Source organism: Streptomyces sp. NPDC048603, from assembly GCF_043199475.1.
Lineage (GTDB): Bacteria > Actinomycetota > Actinomycetes > Streptomycetales > Streptomycetaceae > Streptomyces.
In genome coordinates this window covers 544,681-559,164 of the sequence record NZ_JBICVY010000004.1, presented here as the reverse complement: position 1 = coordinate 559,164, position 14,484 = coordinate 544,681, and the positions used below count along the sequence as shown (strand labels likewise).

Sequence of the window (14,484 nt, the reverse complement as noted above, 5' to 3'; positions counted from 1 at the left end):
GGCCCTGGCGGCTAAAAATCCGGCAAACCCGCTGGACGGACCGGGCGGCCACGGAATGCCGGGCACCGGTGTGTGGTTTGCATCCCTTGAAGGGCGCGCCCCGTGCTCTTCGCGGGCCGGTGTCCCCGCACCCGCCCGCCGCCGCATGCCCCGCACGACCTGCCCGACCTGCCCGACCGAGAGAGGACTGCTCCTTGAGCCAGTACGTGTCCCGGCGAGGCGGCAGGCGCGCCGCCGGCCGCCTGACCCGCCACGACGTGCCCCGGTTCCGGCTGCCCGAGTTCGGCCAGCACCGCAAGCCGCGCCGGGTGGCCATGCTCAGCGTGCACACCTCCCCGCTGCACCAGCCGGGCACCGGCGATGCCGGCGGCATGAACGTCTACATCGTCGAGCTGGCCAAGCGGCTCGCCGCCATCAACATCGAGGTCGAGATCTTCACCCGGGCCACCGAGGGCGGCCTGCCGCCCGCCGTGGAGCTCGCCCCGGGCGTCCTGGTCCGGCACGTGGACGCGGGCCCGTACGAGGGCCTGGCCAAGGAGGAGCTGCCCGCCCAGCTCTGCGCCTTCACGCACGGCGTGATGCAGGCCTGGGCCGGCCACCGGCCCGGCCACTACGACCTCGTGCACTCCCACTACTGGCTCTCCGGGCACGTCGGCTGGCTCGCCGCCGAACGCTGGGGCGTCCCCCTGGTGCACGCCATGCACACCATGGCCAAGGTCAAGAACGCGGCGCTGGCCGAGGGCGACACCCCGGAGCCGGCCGCCCGGGTCATCGGCGAGACGCAGATCGTGGCCGCCGCCGACCGGCTGATCGCGAACACCTCCGAAGAGGCCGAGGAACTGGTCCGCCACTACGACGCCGACCCCGCAAAGGTCGCGGTGGTCCACCCCGGCGTGAACCTGGAACGCTTCACCGTCGGCGACGGCCGGGCCGCCGCCCGCGCCCGCCTCGGCCTGCCGCAGGACGCGCTGATCCCGCTGTTCGCCGGCCGCATCCAGCCCCTCAAGGCCCCCGACATCCTGCTTCGCGCGGTCGCCGTGCTCGTCGACCGCGACCCCGGCCTGCGGTCCCGGCTCTTCGTCCCCGTCGTCGGCGGCCCCAGCGGCAGCGGCCTCGCCAAGCCGGAAGGGCTGCAGAAGCTCGCCGCCCGGCTGGGCATCGCGGACCTGGTGCACTTCCACCCGCCGGTCGCCCAGGACCGGCTGGCGGACTGGTTCCGGGCGGCATCGGTGCTGGTCATGCCCTCGTACAACGAGTCCTTCGGCCTCGTCGCGATCGAGGCCCAGGCCACCGGCACACCGGTGCTCGCCGCCGAGGTCGGAGGCCTGCCGGTCGCCGTCAACGACGGTGTGACGGGCCTCCTCGTACCCGGCCACGACCCGGCCGCGTACGCGGCCGAACTGCGGCGCTTCGCGGACGACCCGGCGCTGACGGAGCGCATGGGCGGCGAGGCGGCACGGCACGCCCGGTTCTTCGGCTGGGACACGGCGGCGAGCGGCACGGCCGACGTCTACACGGCGGCCATGCATGATCACCGCCGTCGCGTACGCTCCCACCATGGCTGATCACGCGGCGATCATCGAGAGCACCCTGGCCGACGCCGGACTGGAGTGGGAGTCCCCCGAACCCGGTTCCTACGTCGTCAAGCTGCCCGGCACCCGCAAGCTGTCCACCACCTGCTCGCTGCTCGTCGGCCGGCACTCGCTGTCGGTCAACGCGTTCGTCATCCGCCATCCGGACGAGAACGACGCCGCCGTCCACCGCTGGCTGCTGGAACGCAACCTGAAGCTGTACGGCGGCCTGGCCTACGCGGTGGACAGCCTCGGCGACGTCTACCTGTCGGGCCGGCTGCCGCTGTCGGTGATCAACCCCGAGGAGCTGGACCGGCTCCTCGGCTCGGTCCTCGAAGCGGCCGACGGCGCGTTCAACACGCTGCTGGAGCTCGGCTTCGCCAGTGCCATCCGCCGCGAGTACGAGTGGCGGGTCTCGCGCGGAGAGTCCACGTACAACCTGGACGCGTTCCGCCACCTCACCCGGCCGCAGGGCGGGCCGGAGAAGCCGATCGGCTGACGCGGCACCGCCGGCGGGGGTGTCGCCCCGCCGGAAGCCGTCCGAGGCCCGCACGGTGGCGGAATGAACGGGCTGAACGGGCTGAGCGCGCTGAGCGGGCTGAGCGGGCTGTACGGGCCGAACGCGCTGAGCGGGCTGGGCGGGACCACGGCTGACGCACTCATGTACGCCTGGTTCGCCCTGGCCCTCCTCTCCACCGGCTACGTCGCGTACGACGCGTACACCAAGAACCCCGAACTCACGGTGATGAAGTGGGGCTGGGTGCTGGTGACCCTCTACATCGGCCCGATCGGTGCCGCGCTCTACGTGCTCTCCTGCAAGGAGCCGCGGCCCGGGACCCACGAACGGTTCACGGCACCGCTGTGGAAGCAGTCCTTCGGCTCCACCATCCACTGCGTGGCCGGCGACGCCACCGGCATCATGGTGGCGGCCGTCGCCGCCTCGCTGATCGGCCTCGCCCCGTGGGCCGACGCGCTGCTGGAGTACGCCGTGGGCTTCGGCTTCGGGCTGCTGGTCTTCCAGGCCCTGTTCATGCGGGACATGCTCGGCGGCAGCTACGTCCGGGCCGTCCGGTCGACGGTGTTCGCGGAGTGGCTGTCGATGAACTGCGTGATGGGCGCGATGGTGGCGGTGAACGTGATCATCCGCAGCCATGTCCCGGGCGCGCGGGACGTCGCGGACGTGCGCTTCTGGGCGACCTTCTCGCTGGCGGTCCTGGCCGGTCTGGCCTTCGCCTATCCGGTCAACGTCTGGCTGGTGGCGAACCACCTCAAGCACGGGATGGGCACGGTACGGGCGCTCGGCGAGGGCGGCGAACCACTCCCGCCGCCCGCCCCGGCGGCTCCGGCCCACGCCGGCATGGCCATGGGGGAGACCGAAGTGACCACGGAACAGAAGACAGCCATGGCCACCCTCACGGTCCTCTTCCTCGCCGCCGGAGTCCTCCTGGCCGCCCTCTTCGGCCACCTCACCTGACCCCGCCCCCCGCGCCGTGTGGGCAGGCGTGCCGCAGGGCGATGGGGGTGCCCCCTGCTCGAGCGAAGTCGAGAGCTTGGGGGAGGGTGGGCACACGGCACGACGGCCCGCGCCGGCCGCGCAGCGTGTACCCCCGCCCCGACCCCGCTCCGGGATCGGCCCCCGCGAAGGCGGAGCTCCGCTCCAGGTCAGCGCGGCTCAGCCCGCCGAAGCCTCGGCCGTCTCCGCCCGGGCGGCGCCCGACCCCGCCGAGGCCGGCTCCACCCGGGCCGCACCGGCCGCAGAGGTGGTGGACTCGCGGGGCAAGCCCCGCATGAGCAGCCAGTACCCGACCGCGGCCCCCGTCCCCAGCACCCCGGTCGCCCCCCACAGCCACCCCGCGCCGTAAGAGTCGATCACGTATCCCGCCATCAGCGGCGCGACCAGCGCCGCCACCGACCAGGACATCGAGTACACGCCCTGGTAGCGCCCCCGCCCGTGCACCGGCGACAGCCGGACGACCAGGCTCATCTGGGTCGGGGAGTTCACGATCTCCGCCAGTGTCCACACGCACACCGTCAGCGCGTACACCCCGATCGACCCGGCGAACGCCGTCATCGCGAAGCCGTAGCCGGCCAGCAGCGCCGAGACCACCAGCAGCCGCTGCGGGTCCCGGTGCTCGATGAAGCGGGTGACCGGGATCTGGAGCACCACGATCAGCACCCCGTTCACCGCGATGACCAGCCCGTAGTCCCCCGGCGAGAACCCCGCCGCGCCCATCGCCACCGGCAGGCCCACCGACCCCTGCGTGAAGATCAGCGAGATCAGGAAGGACAGCCCGACCACACCCATGAACCGCCGGTCCCGCAGGACCGTCCCCAGCCCGGTCTCCGGCTCCGCCGCGGCCGCGCCCGTCCGTTCCGGCCGGGACTCCGGCAGCTTGACGTAGACCAGCACCGCACAGACCAGGGTGAGCGCCGCCTCGCCGAGGAAGCCGGCCAGGTAGCTGTACTCCGCGATGACCCCGGCCGCCACGGCGCTGACCGCGAAGCCCAGGTTGATCGCCCAGTAGTTCAGCGCGAAGGCCCGGACCCGGTCCTCCGGCCGCACGATGTCGGCCATCATCGCCTGCACCGCCGGGCGCGAGGCGTTCGAGGTGATACCCACCAGCAGCGCGACCGCCGCGATCGCCGCCGGATGCTCCATGAACCCGAGCAGGGCCACCGAGAAGGCCGTCGACGCCTGCGCCGCGAGCATCGTCGGCCGGCGGCCCAGGCGGTCGGTCAGCACCCCGGCGGCGAGCGTGGAGACCACCCCGCCCAGGCCGTGCAGGGCGGCGACGAGTCCCGCGAAGGAGGCCGAGTAGCCCCGCTGCTGCGTGAGGTACAGGGCCATGAAGGTCGCGACGAAGGCCCCGAGGCGGTTCACCAGAGTGCTCGCCCAGAGCCACCAGAACGCGCGTGGCAGCCCGGACACGCTCTCGCGCGCGGCTCTTCTCAGCGTGGCGACGGACATCAGGAATCCCCCCGGCGGCAGGTGGCGCATGCGGCGATGTAAGAGGTGGCAGGTCGCCCGGCACGTTACGTTCGAGGGGTTCTCCAGCGCCACTGGATTGACGCCTCGTGTCAATCGACCCGGCACCGGCGGAGGTTCGCCAAAGGCCCCGGCGCAGGCCGGACCGGCCCTCGCGGAGGCGCGCGACGCGCCACCCGGCGTCCATTAGGCTCGTACGCATGGCCGACGCACCGTACAAGCTGATCCTCCTCCGCCACGGCGAGAGCGAGTGGAACGCGAAGAACCTGTTCACCGGCTGGGTGGACGTCAATCTCAACGAGAAGGGCGAGAAGGAGGCGGTCCGCGGCGGTGAGCTGCTCAAGGACGCCGGCCTGCTGCCCGACGTGGTCCACACGTCGCTCCAGAAGCGCGCGATCCGCACCTCCCAGCTCGCCCTGGAGGCCGCCGACCGCCACTGGATCCCGGTCCACCGCTCCTGGCGTCTGAACGAGCGCCACTACGGTGCGCTCCAGGGCAAGGACAAGGCCCAGACCCTCGCCGAGTTCGGCGAGGAGCAGTTCATGCTGTGGCGCCGCTCCTACGACACCCCGCCGCCGGCCCTCGCGGACGGCTCGGAGTTCTCGCAGTCCGAGGACCCGCGCTACGCGTCGATCCCGCCGGAGCTGCGCCCGAAGACGGAGTGCCTGAAGGACGTCGTCGTCCGCATGCTCCCGTACTGGTACGACGCCATCGTCCCGGACCTGCTGGCCGGCCGCACCGTGCTGGTCGCCGCGCACGGCAACTCGCTGCGCGCCCTGGTCAAGCACCTCGACGGCATCTCCGACGCCGACATCGCGGGCCTGAACATCCCCACCGGCATCCCGCTCTCCTACGAGCTGGACGCCGACTTCAAGCCCCTGAACCCGGGCGGCACCTACCTCGACCCGGAGGCCGCCGCGGCCGCCATCGAGGCCGTCAAGAACCAGGGCAAGAAGTAGCATCTGCTTCGATCAGGCCCCCTGCCCGCGCTTTTCCCGCGGGCAGGGGGCCTGACTCGTGTCCGGGGCCGCATCGCGGATGGGGGGCGCGGTTGTCAAGCCACGACATCCAGGGGCAAGACGCGACCGTGCCCGCCGGGGCTTACTCGATGCATGGGATCACGCAGAAGGGTGACCCCCTCCCCACCCCCTCACGGAGGAGAACTCCCATGCCCCGCACCTCCCGCACGCTGCGCCTCGCGCTGCTCACCGCCTCGACCTCGCTGACGGTGGGAGGCGTACTGCTCCCCACCGCCGCGTTCGCCGCCCCGGCGGCACCGCACGCGGCCACCGCCCCGGCCGCCGCCGCCAACGACGAAGACGGGTTCGGCTCCCTCACGGTCTTCGGAGAGGAGGACCAGAGCCCTCAGGACGAGAGCCCTCAGGACGAGGCTCCTCAGGACGAGAGCCCTCAGGACGAGGCTCCTCAGGACGAGGCTCCCCAGGACCCGAGCCCGTCGGAGGAGACGGCCCCCGACGACGGCATCGTCCCGGAGTCGTACTGCAACGACCCGATGGCGGCCCCGGGCCTGTGCGTCGACGGCAAGCCCCTGCCCAAGGGCGACGGCACCGTGGTGGTTCCCCAGGCACCGCCGGACTCCGGCATCGTCCCGGACTCGTACTGCAACGACCCGATGGCGGCCCCGGGCCTGTGCGTCAACGGCAAGCCCCTGCCCAAGGGCGACGGCAGTGTCAAGGTCCCCCAGGGCACCTTGATACCGAGCCCGACCGGCAGCTCCACCGCCGAACTCGCGGTGTGACCGCCTGACCTGCCGCGCCGGGCCGCGGCACACGTACACGACGCGGCTCCCGGAGGCCGCCGCGGCCGTCATCGAGGCCGTCAAGAACCAGGGCAAGAAGTAATCTCCAAGCTGATCATGGCCCCTGCCTGCGCTTTCTCCGCAGGCAGGGGCCATGATGCTTTGCCGGGGCCCCGTCTCTGGGCCGTCAGGCTGCGGCCGGGGGCTGCTCCGGGACCCGGTCGGTGTCCGTCGGGCGGGCGGGGCGCACGTCCCGGTCGCGGCAGGGCTTTCGGTCGCCGTGCTGTCTGACGTAGCGTCCGGCGGATGGTCGTACTTACGTGTGTGCTGATCTTTTTCGGGTTCATGGCGCTGTCGTCCGCCGTCGTGCTCGTCTCGCCGATCGTGAAGCGGGGGCGGGACGGGTTGCAGGGGATGGCGGAGCTGGTGGACACGGGCGTGGAGGCCGAGGGGCGGCTGGTGCGGCTGGACCCGGTCGGGGGTGGTGGCAAGCGGCGGGCCAGGGCCCGCTACGAGTTCGTCGGGCCGGCCGGGGAAACGGCCGTGCTGGAGTGGGTCGTTGACGTGGTCCCCGACATGGAGATCGGTCGTTCGTACCCGATCGTCCGCCATCCCCAGTACGTGAGCCGGGCCCAGCCCGGGACGTCGGCGGACCTGGCCGAGGAGCACCGGCGCGGGGCGAAGTTCGTGCAGGGCCTGAAGCGCTTCCGGCTCGGCCTCGTCGCCTTCGGCCTCCTGCTCATCGCGACGGCCGCCGTCCTGATCGCGACGACGGAGGCGTAGCCGGCGACCTCGCCGGGGCCGACGGACCCGTGAAGGCTCGCCCCGAGGTCCCGCCGTCCGGCGATCCGTGCGGCCCCGGGCACGCGGCGCATCACGGTCGACCTCGACTGACTTCTCCTCGTACGAGCCCCCTGCCTGCGTTTTCTCCGCAGGCAGGGGGCTTTTCCGCTTCTTGTGGACCCTGTCAAGCCACGTCTTCCAGTGGCGTGACGGGGGCGGTGGTGATCACGCCTACTGGAGCCATGACCCGATAAGGATCCAGCGGTCTCTCCCCTCCGCTGGACGACACCTCCAGGGAGTTCTGATGACCCACGCCTTCCACACCCAGGACATCGCCCGTTCCAGGCGGCGGACCTCGCGCCTCACGCTCCTCTTCGGTTCGGCCGTCGTGATCTCCGGAGCCATCGCGCTGCCGGCGTCCGCGGCAACCGCGTCCCCGGCCCAGTCCTCTGTCACCGCCGTCCGCGCCGACGACCCCAACCGCCTCCCCGGGAGCAGCAATTGCAAGCCCGGCTACGTCTGGCGCGACAGCTTCGACGGTGACGGCCTCTGCGTCACCCCCGCCGAGCGGGACGCGGCACATGCCCAGAACCCGAACCGGCAGCCCGGGAGCAACTACTGCAAGCCGGGTTACGTCTGGCGGGACGGTTTCGATGGTGACGGCAAGTGCGTGACGCCGGCCGAGCGGGACGAGGCGCACGCCCAGAACCCGAACCGGCAGCCCGGGAGCAACTACTGCAAGCCGGGTTACGTCTGGCGGGACGGTTTCGATGGTGACGGCAAGTGCGTCACGCCGGCCGAACGGGACGAGGCGCACGCCCAGAACCCGAACCGGCAGCCCGGGAGCAACTACTGCAAGCCGGGTTACGTCTGGCGCGACAGCTTCGACGGCGACGGCCTCTGCGTCACGCCGGCCGAACGCGACGAGGCCAAGACCGGCACCCCGAAGGGCCAGCTGATCGACGACGGGCCGGAGCTCACCGGCATCCCGGGCCTCTGACCCCGCCCTAGCGGGAGGCCCAGGACCCCGGCCCCCGCTCCCCGCACCTGCCCCCGTCCCGCCGGCACACCGGCGCGGGCGGGGGCCAAGTTTGCTCGCGCCCACGCTCGCCCGTCCGTGCCGATAATCCGTGGGCAGGACCGACGGGCGTTGTTACCGTGCGCGGATGAGTCTGCGTCTTGAGAAGATCACGCCCGCCAACGTGGAAGCGGGCATGGGTATCCGGATACGGCCCGAGCAGGAGAAGAACGTCGAACCCGTCGCGCACTCGCTCGCCGAGGCGTACGCGTGGGGCGAGACCGCCTGGCCGCGGCTGATCGTCGACGGGGACGACACGGTCGGGTTCCTGATGGCCTTCCTCGACATCCAGTGGAATCCGGAGAAGGACCCCGAGGACCGCCGCAGCGGACTGTGGCGGCTGAACATCGACGCCGGCGCGCAGGGACGCGGGTACGGGCGCTACGCCGTGCAGGAGGTGGCCGCGGAGATCCGGCGGCGCGGCGGGAACCGGCTGTTCACGACCTGGGAGTCCGGCGAGGACGGCCCCGGGGAGTTCTATCTGAAGCTCGGCTTCCGGCTCACCGGCGAGACCAGCGGAGGCCAGACCGTCGGCGTGCTCGACCTCGATGCCTGAGGACGGCGCCGGGCAGCTCGACGCCGAGGACTACGCGTCCGTCCTCGCGGCCGCCGCGGCGGCCGGCCCGGCGTACTCCGGACTGAACGAGGCCCTGGCCCGCTGGCGGCTGGTGGTCGTCGACATCGAGGCCGGCTTCGACCTGGAGTTCGCCTGGGAGTACGGCCACGAGCTGCGCTGCCGGGACTGGCTGCGCGCCGCCTGGCCGCTGCTCACCGAGCGCGTGCGGGCCCTGCGGCAGCCGGAGCTGGACCGGTGGGACGACCGGTTCTTCGCCGCCACCCTGCCCATGACCGTGGACGACGCCGGCATGGGCGGGCGCGGCGGTGCCTGGTGGCACCGCCGGTTCCCGGCGCGCTGCCTGCGGGGGGAAGGGCAGGAACTGCCCGCGCACTGGTCCCCGCCGCCCGTCGTCGAGACGTACTGACCAGGGCCCCGTCCGGGATCGGACGGGGCCCTGGCAGTGTGCGCGGTCGTGCGTGCGCGTGAGCGCGTGTGCGTGCGTGCGCGTACGGCGGTGCGGCGTTCAGCCGCCGCACTGGCACGGGGCGCCGGACTGACAGCCGCAGCCGCACCCCGAGCCGCAGCCGCAGGCCGCGAGCAGGGGGAGCCGGATCACGTCCGGCTGCTGCTTCGGCGGCTGCTCGTGCTCGGGGGTGATGGGGACGGGGGAATCGGGCATGGATCCTCCTCAGGCGTACGTACGAGTACTGCCTTTCGCCTCATTCATGCCCGGCACGGGCGGCGCGTCAACGGCGCACGGTGGCAGAGCCCCCTGGCTCACACGCCCTCGACCACCGTCGGCGGCTGCAGCTCGTCGGCGTGCTCGCCGGTCACCAGGTAGACCACGCGCTTGGCCACCGACACCGCGTGGTCCGCGAACCGCTCGTAGTAGCGGCCCAGCAGGGTCACGTCCACCGCGGTCTCGATGCCGTGCTTCCAGCGGTCGTCCATCAGGTGCTGGAACAGCGTCCGGTGCAGCTGGTCCATCTCGTCGTCGTCCGTCTCCAGCTGCATGGCGAGGTCGACGTCCTTGGTGATGATCACTTCGGCGGCCTTCGCCATCAGGCGCTGCGCCAGCTGGCCCATCTCCAGGATGGTCGCGTGCAGGTCGCGCGGGACCGCCGTCTCAGGGAAGCGCAGCCGGGCCAGCTTCGCCACGTGCTGGGCCAGGTCGCCGGAGCGCTCCAGGTCGGCGCTCATCCGGAGCGAGGTGACCACGATGCGGAGGTCCGTGGCGACCGGCTGCTGGCGGGCCAGCAGCGCGATGGCGCGGGCCTCGAGGTCGTGCTGCAGGTCGTCGATCTTCTGGTCGGCGGCGATGACGCTCTCGGCGAGCTTGAGGTCGGCGTCGAGCATGGAGGTCGTGGCCCGCCCGATCGCGGAACCGACCAGCCGGGCCATCTCGACCAGGCCGTCTCCGATCGAGTCCAGTTCCTCGTGGTACGCGTCCCGCATGGGTGTTCCCTCTCTTACGTCAGCCGGGGAGCCGGGGGGATCCGTTCGGTTCCGGCCCCCACGCTCTCACGGTGCGGGGTCTACGCGTCGGACTCCGGCACCACAAGTGAATCAACCCCGTCGCCACGGTGAACTCTGGGCGACGACTGTTCGAGGCGCCACCCGAACGGCTGTGGAACTGTCGTCGTGCCTGCTTAACCTGGATGCATGGACGTGAACGCGGCGGTCGCCGCAGTGGCTGCGATCGCCGGGTTGCTCACCGGCGTGATCGCCATGCTGGCGTTCCGCTGGAGCGAGCGCGACCAGGCACGCCCCACCCGGAGTGCCATGCGCCCGGACATCAACGCGGTGCTTCCGCCGGGTGTGGACACGGTGCTCTCCGTGCTCCGCTCCTCGGCCGTCGTCCTCGACGAGGGTGACGCCGTCGTCAAGGCGAGTTCCGCCGCGTACGCCCTCGGGCTGGTCCGCGGCGGCAAGCTGGCGGTGGAGCCGATGCTCCACATGGCCCGCGACACCCGCCGGGACGGGGAGATACGCCAGGTCGAGCTGGACCTGCCCCGGCGCGGCACCGGCCGCGGCGAGGCGCTGGCGGTGTCCGCGCGGGTCGCCCCGCTCGGCTCCCGGCTGGTCCTGCTGCTCGTCGAGGACCTGACCGAGGCGCGGCGGATCGAGGCGGTCCGACGGGACTTCGTCGCGAACGTGTCCCATGAGCTGAAGACGCCCGTCGGGGCGCTCTCGCTGCTCTCGGAGGCCGTCATGGACGCCTCCGACGACCCCGAGGCGGTCATGCGCTTCGCGGGCCGCATGCAGATCGAGGCGACCCGGCTGACCAACCTGGTGCAGGAGCTCATCGACCTCTCGCGGGTGCAGAACGACGACCCGCTGGAGGACGCCGAGCCCGTCCGGGTGGACACCCTGGTGGCCGAGGCCATCGACCGCTGCCGTCACCCGGCGTCCGCCAAGCAGATCACCATGGCCGCCGGCGGCACCGCCGACCTGCGCGTCTGGGGGCACCGCGGCCAGCTCGCGGCGGCCCTGGGCAACCTGGTGGAGAACGCCGTCAACTACAGTCCGGCCCGCACCAGGGTCGGCATAGCCGGGCGCCGCGTCTCCGCGCCCGGTGGAGACTTCATCGAGATCGCCGTGACCGACCAGGGCATCGGCATCCCGGAGAAGGACCGCGAGCGCATCTTCGAGCGGTTCTACCGGGTCGACCCGGCCCGCTCCCGGGCGACCGGGGGCACCGGCCTCGGCCTCGCGATCGTCAAGCACGTGGCCGCCTCGCACGGCGGGGAGGTCACGGTGTGGAGCTCCGAGGGCCAGGGCTCCACCTTCACCCTCAGACTTCCGGAGGCCGCCACCGCCCGGACATCCGTGCCCGACCGAGAACCAGCCACCACCCCTGCCCCGGAGGTCCTTCCGTGACCCGAGTGCTTGTCGTCGAGGATGAGGAATCCTTCAGCGACGCCCTGTCCTACATGCTCCGCAAGGAGGGCTTCGAGGTCGCCATCGCCGCGACCGGGCCCGACGGCCTGGACGAGTTCGAGCGCAACGGCGCCGACCTCGTACTCCTCGACCTGATGCTGCCCGGCCTGCCCGGCACCGAGGTCTGCCGGCAACTGCGCGGACGCTCCAACGTGCCCGTGATCATGGTGACCGCCAAGGACAGCGAGATCGACAAGGTCGTCGGGCTGGAGATAGGAGCCGACGACTACGTCACCAAGCCCTTCTCCTCGCGGGAGCTGGTCGCCCGCATCCGCGCGGTCCTGCGCCGCCGCGGTGAGCCGGAGGAGGTCACCCCGGCGGCCCTGGAGGCCGGCCCGGTCCGGATGGACGTCGACCGCCACGTGGTGACGGTCGCCGGCGCGAAGGTCGACCTGCCGCTGAAGGAGTTCGACCTGCTGGAGATGCTGCTCCGCAACGCGGGCCGGGTCCTGACCCGCATGCAGCTGATCGACCGGGTCTGGGGCGCGGACTACGTCGGCGACACCAAGACCCTGGACGTCCACGTGAAGCGCCTCCGCGCCAAGATCGAGCCCGACCCGGGTGCGCCGCGCTACCTGGTCACGGTCCGTGGCCTGGGCTACAAGTTCGAGCCGTAGGCCGCAGGCCGGCGGCCCGGTCCGGCTCCGCCGGACGGATCCGGTGACGGCATGACGGAGGGCCCCACCCGGGTGAATCGGGTGGGGCCCTCCGTCATGCGTGTGTCAGTGGCCGGCGGCGTGCGAGGCCGAACCCGAAGGGGTGGCGCCGGCGGCCGGGGAGCCGGAGACGCCGCCGGACGGCTTGCCCGAGGGCGAGCCCGAGGTGTTGGCGGCCGGGGTGGCGCCGGGGGTGCCCGACGGGGAGCCGGAGGGGGAGCCCGACGGAGAACCGGACGGGGAGCCCGACGGGGAGCCCGACGGAGAACCGGACGGGGAGCCCGACGGCGCGGCGGCGGCCGGGGCCTCGCTCGGGCCGAACTCCTCGTAGTAGCCGGTGGCCGGGACGACGAAGGCCTCCAGCGCGACGTCACCGGTGCTGCTCAGCTGGAAGACGACGGCCTGGGCGTCGCCGTCCTTCACGGCCTCGTCGCCGCCCTGGATCACGGCGGAGGCGTTGCCCTCGCCGCCGAGGACGACGGAGCCGCCGGCCGGCACGCTGATCTTGCCGCTGCCCGTGGCGGGCTTCAGCGCCACCTTGCCCTCGCCACCCGGGAGGGTGATCCCGTCGAGGGTCTGCTCCTTGGTGCCGGAGTTGAAGATGGTGGCCGACACGACGGCCGGACCCTTGCCCTTCTTGTTCTCCTCGGCGCCCGTGATGACCAGGGCGTTCTGGATCATGATGTCGCCCTTGGTGACCGACGCGTTGTCCGGCTTGATCTGGAGCGTCTGCGCGTCGTTGCCCGCACCGCATGCGGCGAGCGATCCGATCGAGAGAACGATGGCGGCGGCGGCGAGGGCGCCGCGTCGAAGGCTGCGGCTCACGGCGGCGGCAACTCCTTGGACGTACGGACGGAGGGTCGGTGAGCGGCGAGGTAAAGCCGCCCTAAGGGTGTGTCAGCGCGCTTAGGTTACCGAGCCCCCGCCCCGCCCCCGCACCCGACCCTCCGGGGTGGGGCCCGGGGTGCCGGACCCGGCGCACGATCTTGTATTCGGAGTGGGCCGGTGTCCGCTCTCCGGTCCGCCTTCTGTCCGCTCTTCGGTCTGCCTTGCGTCCGCTCTCCGGTCCCCTTCTTCGGGGTGCTGTTCCGGCCGTGCCCGGATATCGTCCGTGATCAATTTCCGGATTCCGCGAGGGGCCCGCGGTCGATCAATTCGGGATTGGGCCGGAACCCGCTCCGAGAGGGTGTCCGCCAGTCGAACGGAGTAGTTCGGTTTCGCGCCTTCGAAACCGGCAAAACGGGACGTACATCACACAGTCGGGGTCCCCCGTCAGGTGTAACGTGGCCGTTTCGGCTTGCCCCCGCAGCGCCTCCGACCTGCGAATACCCCCTTCCGGAAGCCTTCCGCAGCACGTCCCCGCCGCTGTTGTCAAGCCCCGAGATAGGCCCTGACCTGCGAAAACGCCATTCATAACAGTCCGTTCTCGTGTTACCCTGGATAGCCACGGAAGGGGTACCTGTCACATGACGTTCAAGGTTGGCGACACCGTGGTCTATCCCCATCACGGGGCCGCGCTGATCGAGGCCATCGAAACTCGCCAGATCAAAGGCGTGGACAAGACCTACTTGGTGCTCAAGGTCGCCCAGGGCGACCTGACGGTTCGTGTGCCTGCGGACAATGCGGAGTTCGTCGGCGTTCGAGATGTAGTCGGACAGGACGGGCTGGACCGGGTCTTCGAGGTGCTGCGCGCACCGTACGCCGAGGAGCCGACGAACTGGTCTCGTCGCTACAAGGCAAACCTGGAGAAGCTCGCGTCCGGCGATGTCATCAAGGTCGCCGAAGTGGTGCGCGACCTGTGGCGTCGTGAGCGCGAGCGCGGACTGTCCGCGGGCGAGAAGCGCATGCTCGCCAAGGCGCGTCAGATCCTGGTGAGCGAGCTCGCGCTCGCCGAGAACACCAACGAGGACAAGGCCGAGGCCCTCCTCGACGAGGTCCTCGCGTCCTGACGCGAACAGCACGGACCGCTTGACACAGTGTGCCGCGGTGCCCGATGACGGCGCCTCTCGTTTTTCGAGAGCGCCCGTTGCCGGGCGCTGCGGCATGTCTGGCTCCGCACACGCACAGCACACGCGTGAACGCGCAGCAGCACACACAGCCACGCACCACGCGCACACCCGCACGCATACACACACCCACGCACGCATACGCC

16 protein-coding genes are annotated in these 14,484 nt (G+C 71.6%); 12 read left to right on the top strand and 4 right to left on the bottom strand.

What is annotated here, in order from left to right:
- Positions 1–194 precede the first annotated feature (194 nt).
- From mshA to ACGFQ9_RS12425, 3 genes are all read left to right on the top strand, one after another.
- Positions 195–1,565, top strand: a complete 1,371-nt coding sequence (mshA, locus tag ACGFQ9_RS12435; protein WP_393573683.1) for a D-inositol-3-phosphate glycosyltransferase — start codon at positions 195–197, stop codon at positions 1,563–1,565.
- Positions 1,558–2,070: a YbjN domain-containing protein gene (locus tag ACGFQ9_RS12430; protein WP_393573682.1), complete on the top strand. Its 513-nt coding sequence runs from the start codon at positions 1,558–1,560 to the stop codon at positions 2,068–2,070. The genes mshA and ACGFQ9_RS12430 overlap by 8 nt, the downstream gene beginning before the upstream one ends.
- Before the next feature lie 63 nt (positions 2,071–2,133).
- The gene (locus ACGFQ9_RS12425) at positions 2,134–3,045 is read left to right on the top strand and encodes a DUF4396 domain-containing protein (protein ID WP_393573681.1); all 912 of its coding nucleotides are present in this window, start codon (positions 2,134–2,136) and stop codon (positions 3,043–3,045) included.
- A gap of 198 nt (positions 3,046–3,243) precedes the next feature.
- Here the strand turns inward: ACGFQ9_RS12425 and ACGFQ9_RS12420 are convergent, their stop codons facing one another.
- A complete protein-coding gene (locus tag ACGFQ9_RS12420; protein ID WP_393573776.1) occupies positions 3,244–4,539 on the bottom strand; it encodes an MDR family MFS transporter in 1,296 nt (431 codons plus the stop codon).
- 218 nt (positions 4,540–4,757) lie between these two features.
- Between ACGFQ9_RS12420 and ACGFQ9_RS12415 the strand changes: the two genes are divergently transcribed.
- The 6 genes from ACGFQ9_RS12415 to ACGFQ9_RS12390 all read left to right on the top strand — a co-directional run bounded on the left by ACGFQ9_RS12415 (position 4,758) and on the right by ACGFQ9_RS12390 (position 9,160).
- Positions 4,758–5,516: a phosphoglyceromutase gene (locus ACGFQ9_RS12415; protein WP_393573680.1), complete on the top strand. Its 759-nt coding sequence runs from the start codon at positions 4,758–4,760 to the stop codon at positions 5,514–5,516.
- Positions 5,517–5,725: 209 nt separating this feature from the next.
- A complete protein-coding gene (locus ACGFQ9_RS12410; protein WP_393573679.1) occupies positions 5,726–6,316 on the top strand; it encodes a hypothetical protein in 591 nt (196 codons plus the stop codon).
- Between the two features lie 324 nt (positions 6,317–6,640).
- A complete protein-coding gene (locus tag ACGFQ9_RS12405) occupies positions 6,641–7,099 on the top strand; it encodes a hypothetical protein (protein ID WP_393573678.1) in 459 nt (152 codons plus the stop codon).
- A 304-nt stretch (positions 7,100–7,403) separates the two neighbouring features.
- Entirely contained in the window at positions 7,404–8,099 is a 696-nt protein-coding gene (locus ACGFQ9_RS12400) for a hypothetical protein (protein ID WP_393573677.1), read from the top strand.
- 166 nt (positions 8,100–8,265) lie between these two features.
- Positions 8,266–8,733 (top strand): GNAT family N-acetyltransferase, encoded by a 468-nt coding sequence (locus ACGFQ9_RS12395; RefSeq protein ID WP_393573676.1) that lies wholly within the window; start codon positions 8,266–8,268, stop codon positions 8,731–8,733.
- The gene (locus ACGFQ9_RS12390; protein ID WP_393573675.1) at positions 8,726–9,160 is read left to right on the top strand and encodes a hypothetical protein; all 435 of its coding nucleotides are present in this window, start codon (positions 8,726–8,728) and stop codon (positions 9,158–9,160) included. Before ACGFQ9_RS12395 ends, ACGFQ9_RS12390 begins: the two co-directional genes overlap by 8 nt.
- 99 nt (positions 9,161–9,259) lie before the next feature.
- Here the strand turns inward: ACGFQ9_RS12390 and ACGFQ9_RS12385 are convergent, their stop codons facing one another.
- Both ACGFQ9_RS12385 and phoU read right to left on the bottom strand, forming a co-directional pair.
- The gene (locus tag ACGFQ9_RS12385) at positions 9,260–9,415 is read right to left on the bottom strand and encodes a hypothetical protein (RefSeq protein ID WP_393573674.1); all 156 of its coding nucleotides are present in this window, start codon (positions 9,413–9,415) and stop codon (positions 9,260–9,262) included.
- 98 nt (positions 9,416–9,513) lie between these two features.
- A complete protein-coding gene (phoU, locus tag ACGFQ9_RS12380) occupies positions 9,514–10,191 on the bottom strand; it encodes a phosphate signaling complex protein PhoU (protein ID WP_393573673.1) in 678 nt (225 codons plus the stop codon).
- Between the two features lie 207 nt (positions 10,192–10,398).
- On the opposite strand from phoU, the gene ACGFQ9_RS12375 reads away from it, so the two are divergent.
- Both ACGFQ9_RS12375 and ACGFQ9_RS12370 read left to right on the top strand, forming a co-directional pair.
- A complete protein-coding gene (locus ACGFQ9_RS12375; protein ID WP_393573672.1) occupies positions 10,399–11,616 on the top strand; it encodes a sensor histidine kinase in 1,218 nt (405 codons plus the stop codon).
- Positions 11,613–12,293, top strand: coding sequence for a response regulator transcription factor (locus ACGFQ9_RS12370; protein ID WP_007265514.1), 681 nt, complete (start codon positions 11,613–11,615; stop codon positions 12,291–12,293). Before ACGFQ9_RS12375 ends, ACGFQ9_RS12370 begins: the two co-directional genes overlap by 4 nt.
- 105 nt (positions 12,294–12,398) lie before the next feature.
- Here the strand turns inward: ACGFQ9_RS12370 and ACGFQ9_RS12365 are convergent, their stop codons facing one another.
- On the bottom strand, positions 12,399–13,157 hold the full coding sequence (locus ACGFQ9_RS12365; protein ID WP_393573671.1) for a DUF461 domain-containing protein: 759 nt from the start codon (positions 13,155–13,157) through the stop codon (positions 12,399–12,401).
- A 641-nt stretch (positions 13,158–13,798) separates the two neighbouring features.
- Between ACGFQ9_RS12365 and ACGFQ9_RS12360 the strand changes: the two genes are divergently transcribed.
- On the top strand, positions 13,799–14,281 hold the full coding sequence (locus tag ACGFQ9_RS12360) for a CarD family transcriptional regulator (protein ID WP_003953493.1): 483 nt from the start codon (positions 13,799–13,801) through the stop codon (positions 14,279–14,281).
- Positions 14,282–14,484 lie beyond the last annotated feature (203 nt).

Excerpts from the sequence above, each read along its gene's own strand:
- ACGFQ9_RS12430 (WP_393573682.1), top strand. The coding sequence starts at position 1,558 with ATGGCTGATCACGCGGCGATCATCGAGAGCACCCTGGCCGACGCCGGA.
- ACGFQ9_RS12425 (WP_393573681.1), top strand. The coding sequence starts at position 2,134 with ATGAACGGGCTGAACGGGCTGAGCGCGCTGAGCGGGCTGAGCGGGCTG.
- ACGFQ9_RS12420 (WP_393573776.1), bottom strand. The coding sequence starts at position 4,539 with ATGTCCGTCGCCACGCTGAGAAGAGCCGCGCGCGAGAGCGTGTCCGGG.
- ACGFQ9_RS12415 (WP_393573680.1), top strand. The coding sequence starts at position 4,758 with ATGGCCGACGCACCGTACAAGCTGATCCTCCTCCGCCACGGCGAGAGC.
- ACGFQ9_RS12410 (WP_393573679.1), top strand. The coding sequence starts at position 5,726 with ATGCCCCGCACCTCCCGCACGCTGCGCCTCGCGCTGCTCACCGCCTCG.
- ACGFQ9_RS12400 (WP_393573677.1), top strand. The coding sequence starts at position 7,404 with ATGACCCACGCCTTCCACACCCAGGACATCGCCCGTTCCAGGCGGCGG.
- ACGFQ9_RS12395 (WP_393573676.1), top strand. The coding sequence starts at position 8,266 with ATGAGTCTGCGTCTTGAGAAGATCACGCCCGCCAACGTGGAAGCGGGC.
- ACGFQ9_RS12390 (WP_393573675.1), top strand. The coding sequence starts at position 8,726 with ATGCCTGAGGACGGCGCCGGGCAGCTCGACGCCGAGGACTACGCGTCC.
- ACGFQ9_RS12385 (WP_393573674.1), bottom strand. The coding sequence starts at position 9,415 with ATGCCCGATTCCCCCGTCCCCATCACCCCCGAGCACGAGCAGCCGCCG.
- phoU (WP_393573673.1), bottom strand. The coding sequence starts at position 10,191 with ATGCGGGACGCGTACCACGAGGAACTGGACTCGATCGGAGACGGCCTG.
- ACGFQ9_RS12375 (WP_393573672.1), top strand. The coding sequence starts at position 10,399 with ATGGACGTGAACGCGGCGGTCGCCGCAGTGGCTGCGATCGCCGGGTTG.
- ACGFQ9_RS12360 (WP_003953493.1), top strand. The coding sequence starts at position 13,799 with ATGACGTTCAAGGTTGGCGACACCGTGGTCTATCCCCATCACGGGGCC.